The following is a 17,060-nucleotide window of genomic DNA, read 5'->3' as shown; positions in this document are numbered from 1 at the left end:
GGCCCGGGCTGCTCAGCAGCCCGGGCCGGCGCCCGTATGTCCGGCACTCAGACCGCCGCGCCCTCCTCCTCCGCTGCCTGCGCCGCCGGAACCCGCGTCGGCACGGTCTCCGGCAACAGCGCGAAGCACACCAGGCTGATCAGGGCGATTCCCGTGAGATAGGCGGCCACGCCCCACGGCGGACCGTCCCCGCCCGACATCGCCGTGGCCACGATCGGAGTCAGCGCCCCGCCGAGCACACCCGCCAGGTTGTAGCCCACGGCCGCGCCGGTGCACCGGACCCTCGGTTCGTACAGCTCCGGCAGATACGCGGCGATGACGGCGAACATCGTGATGAACGCCAGCAGGGCTCCGAGGAAACCGACGAACATCAGCAGCGGCTTCGCGGTCTGGAGCAGCGCCACCATCGGAAACATCCAGAGCACGGTGGCGGTGCAGCCGATGAGGCAGAGCGGTCGCCGCCCGTAGCGGTCGCCGAGCAGGGCCGCCACAGGTGTGGCCGCCCCCTTGATCGCCACCGCGGCCATGATGCAGCCGAGCATGGTCGTACGGCTGACCCCCAGCTTCTCGGTGCCGTACGCGAGCGACCAGGTGGAGACGGCGTAGAACACGGCATAGCCGACCGCCAGCGCGCCGGCGGTCAGCAGCACCAGCCGCCAGTGCCCGTGGAGCACCTCGGCGAGCGGCAGCCGGGCCGGTTCGGTGATCTCCCGGAACTGCGGGGTCTCGGCCAGCGAGCTGCGCAGCAGCAGGCCGCCGGCGGCGAGCAGACCCGCCGCCCAGAAGGGCACCCGCCAGCCCCACTCCTGGAACTGGGCATCGCTCAGGGTCGAGGACAGTGCCAGCATCACCCCGTTGGCCAGCAGGAACCCGACGGCGGGCCCGATCTGCGGGAAGCTCGCCCACAGTCCGCGGCGGGCCGCCGGCGCGTGCTCGGCGGTCAGCAGTACGGCCCCGCCCCACTCCCCGCCGAGCCCGAGACCCTGCACAAAGCGCAGCACCAGCAGCAGGAGTGGTGCGGTGACACCGAGCGTCGCGTACGACGGCACACAGCCGACCAGAACGGTGGCCAGACCGGTCAGCATCAGCGAGGCGAACATCACCGGCCGCCGTCCGTACCGGTCACCGATGTGTCCGAAGAGCACGGAACCGAGCGGACGCGCGATGAAGCCGACCGCGAACGTGCCGAAGGCGGCCAGTGTCCCCGCGAGCGGGGAGAAGGTCGGAAAGAACAGCGGCCCGAGCACCAGCGCGGCGGCGGTGCCGTACACGAAGAAGTCGTAGAACTCCACGGCGGTCCCGGCGAGGGAGGCCGCAGCGAGCCGGGTCATGGAAGGGGGATCGGTCGGGACAGGAGGGGACGGAGTGTGATTTTTGCGCACGTGGCGCCAACTACCCGTGATCGTCCCGGGTTACGGGGGCGCACGGAAGCACAGTGCGCCCCCTGAGGGGCGGGGAGGGGTGGTGGCTACCAGCCGCGTGCGCGCCACTCCGGCAGATGCGGCCGCTCGGCGCCGAGGGTGGTGTCGTTGCCGTGCCCCGGGTAGACCCAGGTCTCGTCCGCGAGTGTGCCGAAGAGCTTGGTCTCCACGTCGTCGATCAGGCTGTTGAAGGCCTTGGGGTCCTTGTGGGTGTTGCCCACCCCGCCCGGGAAGAGGCAGTCCCCCGTGAACACATGGGGGTGGCCGTGCGGGTCGTCGTAGACCAGGGCGATCGATCCCGGGGTGTGGCCGACGAGTCGGCGGGCGGTGAGCTCGACGCGGCCCACCCGGATCGTGTCGCCGTCCTCGACCGGCACATCGGTCGGTACGGGGATGCCCTCGGTGTCGTACCGGCCGGCATAGGTGCGGGCTCCGGTGGCCTCGACCACATCCGCCAGCGCCTGCCAGTGGTCGCCGTGCCGGTGGGTGGTGACGACGGACGCGATGCCGTCGTCACCGATCAGCCGGAGCAGGGTCTCTGGCTCGTTCGCCGCGTCGATCAGAAGCTGCTCGCCGGTGGTCCGGCAGCGCAGCAGGTACGCGTTGTTGTCCATCGGTCCGACCGCGACCTTGGAGATCATCAGGTCCGTCAGCTCGTGCACATCCGCCGGACCGCCGACCTTCACCGCTCCGCTGTATGTCATGGGGTCAGCGTACTCAGCCGACTAGAGCGGCGGCAGCACGGGAAGGGGACCGCCCGAGACCTCCAGGGCCGTGCCGTCGCGGCGGCCCGCCAGCCAGCCGAGCAGGTCGGCGGCCGTTCCCCTGAGGGCCACTGGACCGCCTTGCGCGCCGCCGCCCGTCGTCCAGGTACGGCCTGCGGTGTCGGTCAGGCCGGTCGACGGCACGTCCTTGTGTCCGGCGAACCGCTCGGCGAGGAAGTCGATCTCCCGCGTGGTGAACTCCTCGGGGAGGTCCTCCAGCTCGTAGCCGACGCCGAGGTCGACGTGGTGGAGCTCGACCTCGACGAGCCGCCGGAAGGGGATCCGGGCCGCCGCGTCCTTGACTCCGTTGCGCAGCTCGACCGAACGGTCCCAGCTCGTGTCCCCGGCCCCCTGGGCGGTGCCCGTGGCGTGGAAGCGGGCGCCGGTCCTGCGCAGGTCGTCGAGCTGGACGCCGAGCGGCCGGGGCGCGTCCCGCTCGATGTCGGCGTCGCGGGCCTCGGCGCTCAGGTACATGGGCCGGCCTTCGAGGACATTGACGAGGGCGTCGGCGTTACGGGCGATATGGGCGAGGACGTGGCCCCGGCTCCAGCCGGGGAGCCGTGACGGCGTGGCCACCGCCGCGTTGTCCAGTCCGGCGGTCGCACCGAGGAGCCGTTCGGTCGCTTCGCGTACAGAGGCCAGGTCGCGCACGGGATCGATCATGGGGAAGACGATAGCCGCGCCACACGTTCGAGTGAAGGTGGCTCAGCATCGCCGGAAATCGAATGCGCGTGCTATAGGCTCGGTGGAGGCATCCTTGATAGCCGGGCATCGAATCGTCCGGCAGTCATCGGTCTCGTGGTCCCCCTAGCCTGGAGCAGTCCGGGGCGGGGGCTGTGCCCCCGAATTCTTCTCACGACCTGTTACGACCTCTTCAAGAAAGGTGCGGACCCGGCGTGGCCGACCGTCTCATCGTCCGTGGCGCTCGCGAGCACAATCTCAAGAACGTCTCGCTCGACCTCCCGCGTGACTCACTCATCGTCTTCACCGGGCTCTCGGGGTCGGGCAAGTCGTCTCTCGCGTTCGACACGATCTTCGCCGAGGGACAGCGCCGGTACGTCGAATCGCTGTCCTCGTACGCCCGGCAGTTCCTGGGCCAGATGGACAAGCCGGACGTCGACTTCATCGAGGGCCTTTCACCGGCCGTCTCGATCGACCAGAAGTCCACCTCGCGCAACCCTCGCTCGACGGTCGGCACGATCACCGAGGTCTACGACTATCTCCGCCTGCTCTTCGCGCGGATCGGCAAGCCCCACTGCCCCGAGTGCGGCCGCCCCATCTCGCGCCAGTCGCCGCAGGCCATCGTCGACAAGGTGCTGGAGCTGCCGGAGGGCAGCCGCTTCCAGGTGCTCTCGCCGCTGGTGCGCGAGCGCAAGGGAGAGTTCATCGATCTCTTCTCCGACCTCCAGACCAAGGGCTACGCCCGGGCCAGGGTCGACGGGGAGACGATCCAGCTCAGTGACCCGCCCAAGCTGAAGAAGCAGGAGAAGCACACCATCGAGGTGGTCGTCGACCGCCTCACGGTCAAGGACAGCGCCAAGCGCCGGCTCACCGACTCCGTGGAGACCGCGCTCGGCCTCTCCGGAGGCATGGTCGTGCTCGACTTCGTCGACCTCCCCGAGGACGACCCAGAGCGCGAGCGGATGTACTCGGAGCATCTGTACTGCCCGTACGACGACCTGTCCTTCGAGGAGCTCGAGCCCCGCTCCTTCTCCTTCAACTCCCCCTTCGGCGCCTGCCCCGACTGCACGGGTATCGGTACGCGCATGGAGGTCGACCCGGAGCTGATCGTCCCCGACGAGGAGCGCTCGCTCGACGAGGGCGCGATCCACCCGTGGTCCCACGGCCACACCAAGGAGTACTTCGGACGGCTGATCGGCGGTCTCGCCCAGGCGCTCGGCTTCAGCACGGACATGCCGTGGGCCGGGCTGCCCCAGCGTGCCAAGAAGGCCCTGCTGTACGGGCACAAGACCCAGGTCGAGGTCCGCTACCGCAACCGGTACGGCAGGGAGCGGGCGTACACCACCCCCGCCTTCGAGGGCGCGGTCTCCTTCGTCAAGCGGCGCCACAGCGAGGCCGAGAGCGACTCCAGTCGTGAGCGCTTCGAGGGCTATATGCGCGAGGTGCCCTGCCCGACCTGTGAGGGCACGCGCCTCAAGCCGATCGTTCTCGCGGTCACGGTGATGGGGAGGTCGATCGCCGAGGTCGCCGCCATGTCGATCAGTGACTGCGCCGACTTCCTCGGCGAGCTGAAGCTCAACGCCCGTGACAAGAAGATCGCGGAGCGGGTGCTCAAGGAGGTCAACGAGCGGCTGCGGTTCCTGGTCGACGTCGGCCTCGACTATCTCTCGCTGAACCGCGCCGCGGGCACACTCTCCGGCGGTGAGGCGCAGCGCATCCGGCTCGCCACCCAGATCGGCTCCGGGCTCGTGGGAGTGCTCTACGTGCTGGACGAGCCGTCCATCGGCCTGCACCAGCGCGACAACCACCGGCTCATCGAGACCCTCGTCCGGCTCCGGGACATGGGCAACACGCTGATCGTCGTGGAGCACGACGAGGACACCATCAAGGTCGCCGACTGGGTCGTGGACATCGGCCCGGGTGCAGGCGAGCACGGCGGCAAGGTCGTCCACTCAGGACCGCTGAAGCAGCTTCTGGCCAACAAGGAGTCGATGACCGGGCAGTATCTGTCCGGGAAGAAGTCCATCCCGACACCGGACATCCGGCGCCCCGTGGACGCGACCAGGCAGCTGACCGTGCACGGCGCCCGGGAGAACAACCTCCGGGACATCGACGTGTCCTTCCCGCTCGGCGTCCTCACCGCCGTCACCGGAGTCTCGGGCTCCGGTAAGTCGACGCTGGTCAACGACATCCTTTACACGCATCTGGCGCGTGAGCTCAACGGCGCCAAGTCGGTGCCCGGGCGGCACACACGGGTGGACGGGGACGACCTGGTCGACAAGGTCGTGCACGTCGACCAGTCGCCCATCGGCCGTACGCCCCGGTCCAACCCGGCCACGTACACCGGAGTCTTCGACCATGTCCGCAAGCTCTTCGCGGAGACGATGGAGGCGAAGGTCCGCGGCTATCTGCCGGGTCGCTTCTCCTTCAACGTCAAGGGCGGGCGCTGCGAGAACTGCTCGGGCGACGGCACGATCAAGATCGAGATGAACTTCCTGCCCGATGTGTACGTCCCGTGCGAGGTCTGTCACGGTGCGCGCTACAACCGGGAGACCCTGGAGGTCCACTACAAGGGCAAGTCCATCGCCGAGGTGCTGGACATGCCGATCGAGGAGGCGCTGCACTTCTTCGAGGCGGTGCCGACGATCGCCCGCCATCTGAAGACGCTGACCGAGGTGGGACTGGGATACGTCCGGCTCGGGCAGCCCGCTCCGACCCTGTCGGGCGGTGAGGCGCAGCGGGTCAAGCTGGCGAGCGAGCTCCAGAAGCGGTCCACGGGCCGCACGGTCTATGTCCTCGACGAGCCGACCACCGGTCTGCACTTCGACGACATCTCGAAGCTCATCACGGTTCTGTCCGGCCTGGTCGACAAGGGCAACTCGGTGATCGTCATCGAGCACAACCTGGACGTCATCAAGACCGCGGACTGGGTCGTGGACATGGGCCCCGAGGGCGGGAGCGGCGGTGGCCTCGTCATCGCCGAGGGCACGCCGGAGCAGGTCGCGGGGGTCCCGGCGAGTCACACCGGCAAGTTCCTGCGGGACATCCTCGGAGCGGACCGCATCAGCGACGCGGTCCCGCCGCAGTCCCGCAAGAGCGCGCCCGTGCGGAAGACGGCCGCGAAGAAGACAGTCGCGGCGAACTCCACTCCCACCAAGAAGGCCGCCACGGTGAAGACGGCCACGGCCAAGACGGCCACGGCCAAGACGGCGAAGACCGCAACGACACGGGCCCGGGCCCGCAAGGCCTGAGCCGCCGGGCGTGTACAGCCCTGCCGCTGCCCGGGGGTGGCAGGGCTGTACGACGGCTTTCGCCGAGGTCGCGAAGGCCGTGTCATCGGCTTCCGCTGCCCGCTGCCCGCTGCCCGTCGCCTGCCGCCTGCCGCCCGCGTCGGCGAGAGCCGCGCAACCGGGTGGCGCGGCTCTCGATCGACAGCGGGCATACCGGAGCGCCACCTTGCCGCGCCCCGATCACTGCGTCCCAAGCGCGGCACGTGCGCGGCTCGTGCGCGGCCCTCTACCGCCGGCGGTCTTCGGCACGCCTACGGGCAGGCCCGGCCCTCCACCGCGGCAGCCCCCGATCAGTCCAGCTCGGATGCGTACGGGGGCTCCGCGCCCGTGCGGGAGCAGGTCAGCGCAGCCGCGCGGGCCGCGAAAGCGAGGACCTCGGCCCAGGCGGGCCCGTCGAGGGCCCGCAGGGCGTCGGGGGAGAGGGCGTCCCTGCACGCCAGAGCATGGAGCAGCGCCGCGTTCACGGTGTCGCCCGCGCCTATCGTGTCCGCCACCCTCACCGGCACCGCGGGGACGGAGGTCTCCGCCCCGTCGCGGGTGAGCACCGTGAGTCCCCGGTCGCCACGGGTCAGCACCACCGCCGCCGGACCGCCCTCCGCCGGCCAGCGCCCGGGATCGCCCCCGAGCCACTGCGCGTCGTCCTCGGACACCTTCAGCAAGGACACCGAGGGCAGCCAGCCCGAGAAGCGTGCCCGATAGGCGGCGGGGTCGGCGATCAGCCCGGGGCGGATGTTCGGGTCGAGGAGCGTGAAGGTCCCCCGCCCCGCCTCGCGCCGCAGCAGCGCCTCGTACGCGCTCGCCCCCGGCTCCAGCACCAGCGAGCACGTACCGAACGCCAATGCCCTTACGGTCCCCGGAAGTTCCGGTGGGAGCTCGAAGAGTCGGTCCGCGGTGCCGGACGCGTAGAAGCCGTACCTCGCGGAACCGTCAGCCCCGACCGAGGCGACCGCGAGCGTCGTCGGTTCCGGACCGCGCTGCACCAGCGCTGTCCCGACCCCCGCCGTGCGCAGTCCGCCGAGCAGTGCCTCGCCGAAACCGTCCGTCGAGACACGGGAGCAGAAGGTGACGGACGCGCCCAGCCGCCCGAGCGCCACGGCCGTGTTGTACGGTCCGCCGCCGAGCCGTGGAAGCAGCGCCGGCAGGGGTGCGCCGTCGGTCGCGGCCCGCTGCGGGACCAGGTCGATAAGGGACTCACCGGCGACGACGATCACGGCTGAAAACGTAACTCATCGTTCCGATCGGCGACAGTGCGTCCGGGACCGGGCCCGCCCAGGACCCGGTCGCCGGCGCCGTGATCTGCGCCGGTATCGTCGGGTCTGTTCCGACGCCCGCGCCTCATCCGCGCCCGCACCCGCCCCGACCAGTGGAGAGCCGATGTCCGGCCAGCCGACCGCCCGCCGCACCGTGCTGAAAGGCGCGGCCCTCGCCGGGGCCGCGGGGCTGGGGGTCGCGGCCTGCTCCACCGAGTCCAAGCTCGGCCACGCCCAGGTGCCCACCCCGACCGCACCCGTCGACCTCGGCGCAGCGGACGCGGTCCCGGTCGGCGGCGCCAAGCTCTACCGCGAGCAGCGCCTCGTCGTCCACTGCCCTGCCAAGGGCCAGTACAAGGCTTTCAGTGCCCAGTGCACCCACGCCGGCTGCGTCCTGGAGAAGCTGGAAGGCACCGAGGGCAACTGTCCCTGCCACGGCAGCCGGTTCGACGTCACCACCGGCGAGGCCCTCCAGGGTCCGGCGACCGTGCCGCTGCCGGAGGTCCCGGTCAGCGTCCGGGGCGGAAAGCTGGTCGCGGGCCCGGAGGCGTAAGCCCCTCGCCGGAGCCCGGTTGTCGGCAGCCGCCAGTAGGGTGGGCGGCATGGCAGACCCCTCCAGCTACCGCCCCAAGCCGGGAGAGATTCCCGACTCGCCAGGGGTCTACAGGTTCCGTGACGAGCACCGCCGGGTGATCTACGTCGGCAAGGCGAAGAGCCTGCGGCAGCGTCTCGCCAACTACTTCCAGGACCTGGCGAGTCTGCACCCGCGCACGCGCACGATGGTCACGACCGCGGCCTCCGTGGAGTGGACGGTCGTCTCCACCGAGGTGGAGGCGCTGCAGCTGGAGTACACCTGGATCAAGGAGTTCGACCCCCGGTTCAACGTGAAGTACCGGGACGACAAGAGCTATCCGTATCTCGCGGTCACGATGAACGAGGAGTTTCCGCGGGTCCAGGTCATGCGCGGGGCCAAGCGCAAGGGCGTGCGCTACTTCGGTCCTTACGGGCACGCCTGGGCGATCCGCGAGACCGTCGATCTGATGCTCCGGGTCTTTCCCGTGCGGACCTGCTCCGCAGGGGTCTTCAAGAATGCCGAGCGGACCGGCCGCCCCTGCCTCCTCGGCTACATCGGCAAGTGCTCGGCGCCCTGCGTATCGCGGATCACCGGGGAGGAGCACCGCGAACTGGCCGAGGAGTTCTGCGACTTCATGGCCGGCCGTACCGGGACGTACATCCGCCGCCTGGAGAAGGACATGATGGCGGCGGCCGAGGAGATGGAGTACGAGCGGGCGGCCCGGCTCCGCGACGACATAGAGGCCCTGAGGCGGGCCATGGAGAAGAACGCCGTCGTGCTGGCCGACGCCACCGACGCCGATCTGATCGCGGTCGCCGAGGACGAGCTGGAGGCGGCCGTCCAGATCTTCCATGTACGGGGCGGCCGGGTGCGCGGTCAGCGCGGCTGGGTCACCGACAAGGTCGAGGCGGTCGACACCGCGGGTCTGGTCGAGCACGCGCTCCAGCAGCTGTACGGGGAGGAGAGCGGCGACGCCGTCCCCAAGGAGGTGCTGGTCCCGGCCCTCCCCGAGGATCTGGACGCGGTCACGCAGTGGCTGAGCGGCCGGCGCGGGGCGAACGTCTCGCTGCGCATTCCGCAGCGCGGGGACAAGAAGGACCTGATGGCCATGGTCGCGCGCAATGCGCAGCAGGCCCTGGTCCTGCACAAGACGAAGCGCGCCAGTGATCTGACGACCCGCTCCAGGGCCCTGGAGGAGATCGCGGAGGCGCTCGATCTGGACTCGGCGCCGCTCAGGATCGAGTGCTTCGACATCTCGCATCTGCAGGGTGAGGACGTCGTCGCGTCCATGGTCGTCTTCGAGGACGGGCTGCCCCGCAAGAGCGAGTACCGGCGCTTCCAGATCAAGGGGTTCGAGGGCCAGGACGACGTCCGCTCGATGCACGAGGTGATCAGCAGGCGCTTCAAGCGGTATCTCGCCGAGAAGGAGAAGACGGGGGAGTGGGATCTCGCCGCCGACGGTGGTGGACCGGCCGCCGGGAACGGTGAGACCGGAGGCCTGACCCCCGCCGAAGCCGCGGCCGGCATCCCCGCCGAGATCCGCACCGAGGACAACGGCAGGCCGAAGCGGTTCGCGTACCCTCCCCAGCTCGTGCTCGTCGACGGCGGACAGCCGCAGGTCGCCGCAGCCCAGCGGGCCCTGGACGAGCTGGGAATCGACGACGTCGCCGTCTGTGGCATCGCCAAGCGGATGGAGGAGATCTGGCTGCCCGGGGAGGACGACCCGGTTGTGCTGCCGCGCTCCAGCGAGGGGCTGTATCTCATCCAGCGCGTCCGTGACACCGCTCACGATTTCGCGATCCGCTACCAGCGCTCCAAGCGCTCCAAGCGTCTGCGCACCAGCCCGCTCGACGACATCCCCGGGCTCGGCGAGACCCGCAAGAAGGCTCTGATCAAGCATTTCGGCTCGGTGAAGCGGCTTCGGCAGGTCACAATCGAGCAGATCTGCGAGGTGCCCGGCATGGGCCGGAAGACGGCCGAGTCCGTCGTCGTGGCCCTCGCCCGGACGGCCCCGGCCGCGCCTGCCGTGAATATGGCGACAGGAGAGATCATTGAAGAGGAAGCGGATTACGGGGCAGAGGCAACACGCACGACCGAGGACGGGGGAAACACGGAATGACCGGCCAGGACAGAACCGAGCAGCAGGCCGCGAGCGCTGATCCCGGCGGCACAGGCCGACCGGGCGGCGCCACTCAGCACGATGCCGCCGGGCGGCCGGACGGCCCGGACCGAGACGAACACGGAGCAGGAGACGTGAGTACGGATACGACCGAGGCCGGGCAGGCCGCCGAGGCGGCCATCCCCGAGCTGGTGATCATCTCCGGTATGTCGGGCGCGGGCCGCAGCACCGCGGCGAAGTGCCTGGAGGACCTCGGCTGGTTCGTCGTCGACAACCTGCCGCCCGCGCTGATTCCCACCATGGTGGAGCTCGGCGCACGTTCCCAGGGCAATGTGGCCCGTATCGCCGTCGTCGTCGACGTGCGCGGCAGGCGGTTCTTCGACAACCTCCGCGAGTCCCTCGCGGACCTCGACGCCAAGCAGGTCACCCGGCGGATCGTCTTCCTGGAGTCGTCCGACGAGGCCCTGGTGCGTCGTTTCGAGTCCGTGCGGCGCCCGCACCCGCTGCAGGGCGACGGCCGGATCGTCGACGGCATCGCCGCCGAGCGGGACCTCCTGCGGGAGCTGCGCGGCGACGCCGACCTGGTGATCGACACCTCCAGCCTCAACGTCCACGAGCTGCGGGCCAAGATGGACGCCCAGTTCGCGGGCGACGAGGAGCCGGAGCTGCGGGCCACGGTCATGTCGTTCGGCTACAAGTACGGCCTGCCGGTCGACGCCGACCTCGTGGTGGACTGCCGCTTCCTGCCGAACCCGCACTGGGTCCCGGAGCTGCGGCCGTTCACCGGCCTCAACGACGAGGTGTCGGGTTATGTGTTCAACCAGCCCGGCGCCAAGGAGTTCCTCAACCAGTACACGGAGCTGCTGCAGCTGATCGCGGCGGGCTACCGGCGCGAGGGCAAGCGGTATGTGACCATCGCCGTCGGCTGCACCGGCGGCAAGCACCGCTCCGTCGCCATGTCCGAGAAGCTCGCCGCCCGCCTCGGCTCCGAGGGGATCGAGACCGTCGTCGTCCACCGTGACATGGGGCGCGAGTGACCGGTCGTAATCTCCGTCTGCGCCGGCTGCGGGGCAGCGACGCTGCGCGCACCGGCCGCAGGCGCGGCACCCAGCCCAAGGTCGTCGCGCTCGGCGGGGGAATGGGCCTTTCGGCATCGCTGGCGGCGCTGCGCCGGATCACCGGTGACCTCACCGCGGTCGTCACCGTCGCCGACGACGGCGGCTCCAGCGGCCGGCTCCGGGAGGAACTCGGCGTGCTGCCGCCCGGCGATCTCCGCAAGGCGCTCGCGGCGCTGTGCGGCGACGACGACTGGGGCCAGACCTGGGCCAGGGTCATCCAGCACCGTTTCCAGTCACAGGGCGACCTGCACGAGCACGCGGTCGGCAATCTGCTGATCGTCGCCCTGTGGGAGCAGCTCGGCGATCATGTACAGGCCCTGGACCTGGTCGGCAGGCTGCTCGGTGCGCACGGCCGGGTGCTGCCCATGTCCGCCGTGCCGCTGGAGCTGCAGGCCCTGGTCAAGGGGCACGATCCGGACCTGCCCGACGAGATCCGGACGGTCCGGGGGCAGGCGACGGTCGCCCTGACCCGGGGCGAGGTGCAGTCCGTGCACCTCGTGCCGAACGATCCGCCCGCTGTTCCGGAGGCGGTCGAGGCCGTCCTCGACGCCGACTGGGTGGTGCTCGGACCGGGCTCCTGGTTCTCCTCGGTGATCCCGCATCTGCTCGTCCCCGAGCTGCTGGACGCGCTCGTGGAGACGAAGGCCCGGCGGGTTCTGTCCCTCAACCTCGCGCCACAGCCGGGAGAAACGGAAGGGTTCTCTCCGCAGCGTCATTTGGAGGTTTTGGGACGACACGCCCCTAAACTCGCCCTGGACGTGGTGCTGGCCGACGAGGCCGCCGTGCCCGACCGCGAGTCCCTCGCCGACGCCGCCAAGCGGCTCGGTGCCGCGGTCGAGCTCGCGCCGGTGGCCAGGCCCGACGGTACTCCGAAGCACGACCCGGAGCTGTTGGCCGCCGCGTACGACCGTATTTTTCGGATGCATGGAAGGATCGGCCCATGGCGATGACGGCAGCGGTGAAGGACGAAATCTCCCGGCTCCCCGTCACCCGGACCTGCTGCAGAAAGGCAGAGGTCTCGGCGATCCTCCGGTTCGCGGGCGGACTGCACCTGGTCAGCGGCCGCATCGTGATCGAGGCGGAGCTGGACACGGGGATCGCGGCGCGCAGACTCCGCAAGGACATCCTGGAGATCTTCGGGCACTCCTCGGATCTTGTGGTGATGGCTCCCGGCGGGCTGCGGCGCGGTTCGCGCTACGTCGTACGGGTCGTGGCGGGCGGCGATCAGCTGGCCCGCCAGACCGGTCTCGTCGACGGCAGGGGCCGCCCGATCCGCGGGCTGCCCCCGCAGGTCGTCTCCGGGGCCACGTGTGACGCAGAGGCGGCCTGGCGCGGGGCGTTCCTGGCGCACGGTTCGCTGACCGAGCCGGGCCGGTCCTCCTCGCTGGAGGTGACCTGCCCGGGCCCGGAGGCCGCGCTGGCGCTCGTCGGCGCCGCCCGCCGGCTCTCCATCGCCGCGAAGGCCCGCGAGGTGCGTGGTGTCGACCGTGTCGTGGTCCGTGACGGTGACGCGATCGGCGCCCTGTTGACGCGCCTCGGCGCCCATGAGTCGGTGCTGGCCTGGGAGGAGCGGCGGATGCGCCGCGAGGTCCGCGCCACCGCCAACCGCCTCGCCAACTTCGACGACGCCAATCTGCGCCGTTCGGCCCGTGCCGCGGTGGCCGCGGGGGCCCGGGTGCAGCGTGCCCTGGAGATCCTCGGCGAGGAGGTGCCCGAGCACCTCGCCGCCGCCGGCCGGCTCCGCATGGAGCACAAGCAGGCGTCCCTGGAGGAGCTGGGTGCCCTCGCCGACCCGCCGCTGACGAAGGACGCGGTCGCGGGCCGTATCCGCCGTCTCCTGGCGATGGCCGACAAGCGTGCCCAGGACCTCGGCATCCCGGGCACGGAGTCCAATCTGACGGAGGAAATGGCCGACGGCCTGGTGGGCTAGGGGCCTCTCGTCCGGGTCGTGCCGGGCTCGCGTGCCCTGGCGCCGCGAGCCGCCGGACGGCAACCATGCCTTGCGGTCCGCACCTCGATGCGTTGCCGTCGGTCGTCGACGTCCCCCGGCTATCGCTGGGAGGTGCCCCCACCGCGGGGGCTCCTTCCTCGGCCTTGCGAGGTACGCCGCCGGACCCGCCGCAGGGCGGGGCTCGCGGGGAGATCATCCTCGTACTGGACGTACTTGGACGACTCCGGCAACGCGGCGAGTGTGCGTGCCGCGGATACTTCCCGGGCGAAGCTCCGGGGGAGTCGCGAGCCGGGCGGGAGTTCGCGAACACGGTCCGGGTCGTTTCCGCGAAGCAGCGCCGTCCGCCCGAAGGGCGGGGCCTGCGACGTCCGGTGCTGGGGGCACTCCCTCCCGACTTCGCCGGGGGTACCTCCCCCGTGCCCGAAGGGCCACGTGGGAGTTCGCGAGGCGGTGGGGCCCCGTCCGGCCGGAGGCCGGGGAGAGGTCGTCCTCGTACTGGACGTACTTGGACGGGCCCGACAACGCAGCGAGCGGGCATCTCCCGTGCCCGAAGGGTCACTGGGGAGTGCGTGCCCGGAGGTACCTCCCAGGCGAAGCTCCGGGGGAGTCGCGGGCCGGGCGGGAGTTCGCGGACACGGCCCCAGGACCTGGGCGGGCGCCTTCCCGGGTCCCGCGGTCTCGGGCCGGGTTTCCGATGAACTCAGGTACCCCTTCCGGGCCCCGGTGTCCGTGCTCGAGCCCCGGACGGGCTTGATGTTTGTGGCCGGGAGACACAGCCATCTCCCTCAACTCCCCGCTGCCGACGCACACATGGGCGTCGCCGGCGGCGTTTCGGCCGCATCGCCCCGGAAGAGGGAGGCCATCTTGACATGATCATGAACTGTCATGAGCCTGGCATCTGTTTTCTTTCGCGACAGACGACAGCAAGGGGGGCCAATGAGACGAAGAGCGAGATCGATCCTCGCCGCGACCTCACTCCTGATCGCCGGCCTGGCGGCCGCACCGTTCGCCCAGGCGGAGGAGGGCGGGGGCGACGCCGGACTCTCCGTATGGCAGGCCGAAGTCAGCAAGGAACAGGTGCCACTGCTCCTCGAGGCCGGAGCCGACGGCCATGAACTGACCGAGCAGGTACCGGACAAGGGCACCGCCACCGTCGAGGTGTTCCTCACCGACGACCAGGCCGGTGCGCTCCGCGAACGAGGCGTGAGCCTCACCGAGCACACCGTCCCGGCCGCCGCGAAGAGGCGTGCCGCGGCCGCGGGCGACGGGGTCTACCGGCCCTACGGCGGCGCCGGAGGCCTCAAGGAGGAGATCCTCTCCACCGCCCGGGCCAACCCGTCGCTCACCAAGGTCGTCAGCATCGGCAAGACGCTCAAGGGCCAGGACATTCTGGCCCTGAAGCTCACCAAGGGCGCCGACAAGTACCGCGACGGAGCGAAGCCGTCCACCCTCTACATGTCCAACCAGCACGCCCGTGAGTGGATCACCCCCGAGATGACCCGGCGGCTGCTCCACCACTACCTCGACGGTTACGGCAAGGATCCGCGCATCACCAAGGTCGTGGACAGGACCGAGCTCTGGTTCCTGCTCTCCGCCAACCCTGACGGCTACGACTTCACCCATGAGTCCGCGACCAACCGGCTCTGGCGCAAGAATCTGCGCGACAACAACGGCGACGGTCGCATCACCACCGGCGACGGCGTCGACCTCAACCGGAACTTCGCCTACAAGTGGGGTTACGACAACGAGGGTTCGTCCCCCAACCCGGGAAGCGAGACCTACCGCGGCCAGGGCCCGTCGTCCGAGCCGGAGACGGTCGCGCTCGACCGCTTCGAGAAGCGCATCGGCTTCGAGTACGGCGTCAACTACCACTCCGCCGCCGAGCTGCTGCTGTACGGCGTGGGCTGGCAGGTCGCCACCCCGACCCCCGACGACGTGCTCTACAAGGCGCTCGCCGGGACGCCAGGCAACTCCGCCGTCCCCGGCTACTACCCCCAGGTCTCCTCAGAGCTCTACACCACCAACGGTGAGGCCGACGGCCACGCGGCCAACGTCAACGGGATGATGATGTTCACCCCGGAGATGACCACCTGTCAGACAGTTTCCGCCGCCGACCCGAACGACGCGTGGAAGCCCCAGGACTGCCAGTCCGGCTTCAACTTCCCCGACGACGAGAAGCTGATCCAGGCCGAGTTCGCCAAGAACGTCAACTTCGCGCTCGCGGTCGCCGAGACCGCCGGCCACCCCGACCAGCCCTCCTCCCCGGTCGGCGTGACGGCCCCCGACTTCACCGTCGACCCCTTCACCACCTCCTACGCCCGCGGCGGCGACCAGGAGGTCTCCGTCACCGTCCGGAAGTCGGTGCGGGACAAGGAACTCAAGTACCGGGTCAACGGCGGCCGTACGTACGACATGGCCCTCAAGCCGTGGAAGGGCGGCGGGACCTACGGCGGCGAGGACAACATCCGCTTCGACCAGTACCGGGCCAAGGTCAAGGACGGAGACGTCGGCGACAAGGTCGAGGTCTGGTTCACCGGCGAGACCCGAGGCGGAAGGCCCACCTCCAGCGAACACTTCACCTACACCGTCGCGCCGCGTCCGAAGGCCGACACCGTGGTGATCGCCGAGGAGGGTGCGACCGCCCAGCACGCCCAGAAGTACGTCGACGCGCTGAAGGCCAACGGCCGCAAGGCCGTCGTCTGGGACGTCGCCACCCAGGGCGCGCCTCATCCGCTGGGCGTCCTCGGTCACTTCTCCACCGCGGTCCACTACACCGGCGCGGTGGCCCCGGGCGGCCCCACCCAGCTCGCCGTCCGTGACTTCCTCAACGAGGGCGGGAAGCTGATCGAGGCCGGTGAACTCGCCGGCGGCAACGCCCAGGTCGGCCGCGCCGCGACCAACGACTTCAGCCAGTACTACCTCGGTGCGTACGGCCGCGCGTCCGCCACCACCGCCACCGGCTTCGAGGGTGCCGGAGGCCTCGGCGGGCTCACCGGTCCGCTGAGCGGCGCCACGGGCAACCCGCTGAACGCGGCCGGTGCGTACACCGTCACCTCCGACACCCTGCCGGCGGCGGACTTCCCGCAGTTCAGCAGTGCACAGGCGGGCCGCTACAGCGGCGTCACCAACCCCTATGCCCCGTACGCGGGACGGTCGATGGTCTCCGCCACGCACGAGGACAACGACTGGAAGCGCCTCACCAGGACCGTCGACCTCACCGGTGTCGCGGCGGCCGACAAGCCGCAGCTGAGGCTCGCGCTCAACTGGAACACCGAGCCGGGCTACGACCACGCGATCCTGGAGGCGCACACCGTGGGCGCCGAGGACTGGACGACACTCCCCGAGGCGAGCGGGCTCACCGGAACCGCCGTCCCCGACGAGTGCGAGGCCGGGTTCTTCCTCAACGGCCATCCCTTCCTGCGCCATTACCTCACCCTGGGCGCCGGCGGCTGCACCGCGGCCGGTACCAGCGGATCGTGGAACAGCTTCACCGGCTCCTCGGCCGGCTGGAAGCAGGTCTCGTTCGACCTGAGCGCCTACGCGGGCAAGAAGGTCGAGCTCTCGGTCAGCTCCGTCACCGATCCCGGCAGCGGTGGACGCGGAGTCTTCGTCGACAACGCGGCCCTGTTCGCCGGGGGTACGGAGAAGGACGGCGAGGGCTTCGAGACCTCTCTCGGTCCCTGGACCACTCCGGGTGCCCCCGAGGGCAGTCCCGAGGTCGCGGGCGACTGGGCGCGCTCCGGCGAGCTCTTCGTCTCGTACGCGGCGGTCACGACGCGCGACACGGTCCTGCTCGGCTTCGGACTGGAGCACATCGCCGAGCCGGCGGCCCGCAACCGGCTCCTCGGAAAGGCGCTGACAGTACTCCGTCGCTGACGTTGCGTGGCCATTT

General features: G+C 70.4%; 11 protein-coding genes. 7 read left to right on the top strand and 4 right to left on the bottom strand.

The genetic code is table 11. From position 1 onward, the window contains the following. Positions 1-47: 47 nt before the first annotated feature. The 3 genes from ACFU5O_RS27670 to ACFU5O_RS27660 all read right to left on the bottom strand — a co-directional run bounded on the left by ACFU5O_RS27670 (position 48) and on the right by ACFU5O_RS27660 (position 2,848). Entirely contained in the window at positions 48-1,331 is a 1,284-nt protein-coding gene (locus ACFU5O_RS27670) for an MFS transporter (protein WP_384244655.1), read from the bottom strand. A 137-nt stretch (positions 1,332-1,468) separates the two neighbouring features. Then, complete coding sequence (locus ACFU5O_RS27665; protein ID WP_384244653.1) at positions 1,469-2,125, bottom strand: MBL fold metallo-hydrolase; 657 nt, start codon at positions 2,123-2,125, stop codon at positions 1,469-1,471. Between the two features lie 21 nt (positions 2,126-2,146). After that, positions 2,147-2,848, bottom strand: coding sequence for a maleylpyruvate isomerase family mycothiol-dependent enzyme (locus ACFU5O_RS27660; RefSeq protein ID WP_384244652.1), 702 nt, complete (start codon positions 2,846-2,848; stop codon positions 2,147-2,149). 233 nt (positions 2,849-3,081) lie between these two features. Here ACFU5O_RS27660 and uvrA point away from each other — a divergent pair, with 233 nt between their 5' ends. Next, positions 3,082-6,117 carry an excinuclease ABC subunit UvrA gene (gene uvrA / locus ACFU5O_RS27655; protein WP_384244651.1) on the top strand — a complete coding sequence of 1,012 codons (3,036 nt, stop codon included), beginning with the start codon at positions 3,082-3,084 and terminating at the stop codon, positions 6,115-6,117. Between the two features lie 329 nt (positions 6,118-6,446). On the opposite strand, the gene ACFU5O_RS27650 is transcribed toward uvrA, so the two are convergent. Beyond that, on the bottom strand, positions 6,447-7,367 hold the full coding sequence (locus ACFU5O_RS27650) for a carbohydrate kinase (protein WP_384244650.1): 921 nt from the start codon (positions 7,365-7,367) through the stop codon (positions 6,447-6,449). A 163-nt stretch (positions 7,368-7,530) separates the two neighbouring features. On the opposite strand from ACFU5O_RS27650, the gene ACFU5O_RS27645 reads away from it, so the two are divergent. From ACFU5O_RS27645 to ACFU5O_RS27620, 6 genes are all read left to right on the top strand, one after another. After that, positions 7,531-7,959: a Rieske (2Fe-2S) protein gene (locus tag ACFU5O_RS27645; RefSeq protein WP_384244648.1), complete on the top strand. Its 429-nt coding sequence runs from the start codon at positions 7,531-7,533 to the stop codon at positions 7,957-7,959. 49 nt (positions 7,960-8,008) lie between these two features. Next, positions 8,009-10,099 carry an excinuclease ABC subunit UvrC gene (gene uvrC, locus ACFU5O_RS27640; protein ID WP_384244647.1) on the top strand — a complete coding sequence of 697 codons (2,091 nt, stop codon included), beginning with the start codon at positions 8,009-8,011 and terminating at the stop codon, positions 10,097-10,099. Further along, entirely contained in the window at positions 10,096-11,136 is a 1,041-nt protein-coding gene (gene rapZ / locus ACFU5O_RS27635) for an RNase adapter RapZ (protein ID WP_384244645.1), read from the top strand. The genes uvrC and rapZ overlap by 4 nt, the downstream gene beginning before the upstream one ends. Then, positions 11,133-12,167: a uridine diphosphate-N-acetylglucosamine-binding protein YvcK gene (yvcK, locus tag ACFU5O_RS27630; RefSeq protein ID WP_384244644.1), complete on the top strand. Its 1,035-nt coding sequence runs from the start codon at positions 11,133-11,135 to the stop codon at positions 12,165-12,167. Before rapZ ends, yvcK begins: the two co-directional genes overlap by 4 nt. After that, on the top strand, positions 12,158-13,147 hold the full coding sequence (whiA, locus tag ACFU5O_RS27625; RefSeq protein ID WP_093653140.1) for a DNA-binding protein WhiA: 990 nt from the start codon (positions 12,158-12,160) through the stop codon (positions 13,145-13,147). Before yvcK ends, whiA begins: the two co-directional genes overlap by 10 nt. A 957-nt stretch (positions 13,148-14,104) precedes the next feature. Beyond that, positions 14,105-17,044, top strand: coding sequence for a M14 family zinc carboxypeptidase (locus ACFU5O_RS27620; RefSeq protein WP_384244643.1), 2,940 nt, complete (start codon positions 14,105-14,107; stop codon positions 17,042-17,044). Positions 17,045-17,060 lie beyond the last annotated feature (16 nt).

The sequence above is a fragment of the Streptomyces sp. NPDC057445 genome, assembly GCF_042802855.1.
Lineage (GTDB): Bacteria > Actinomycetota > Actinomycetes > Streptomycetales > Streptomycetaceae > Streptomyces.
Note: the sequence above shows the minus strand (reverse complement) of the source record. Positions and strands in the feature narration are given on the sequence as shown.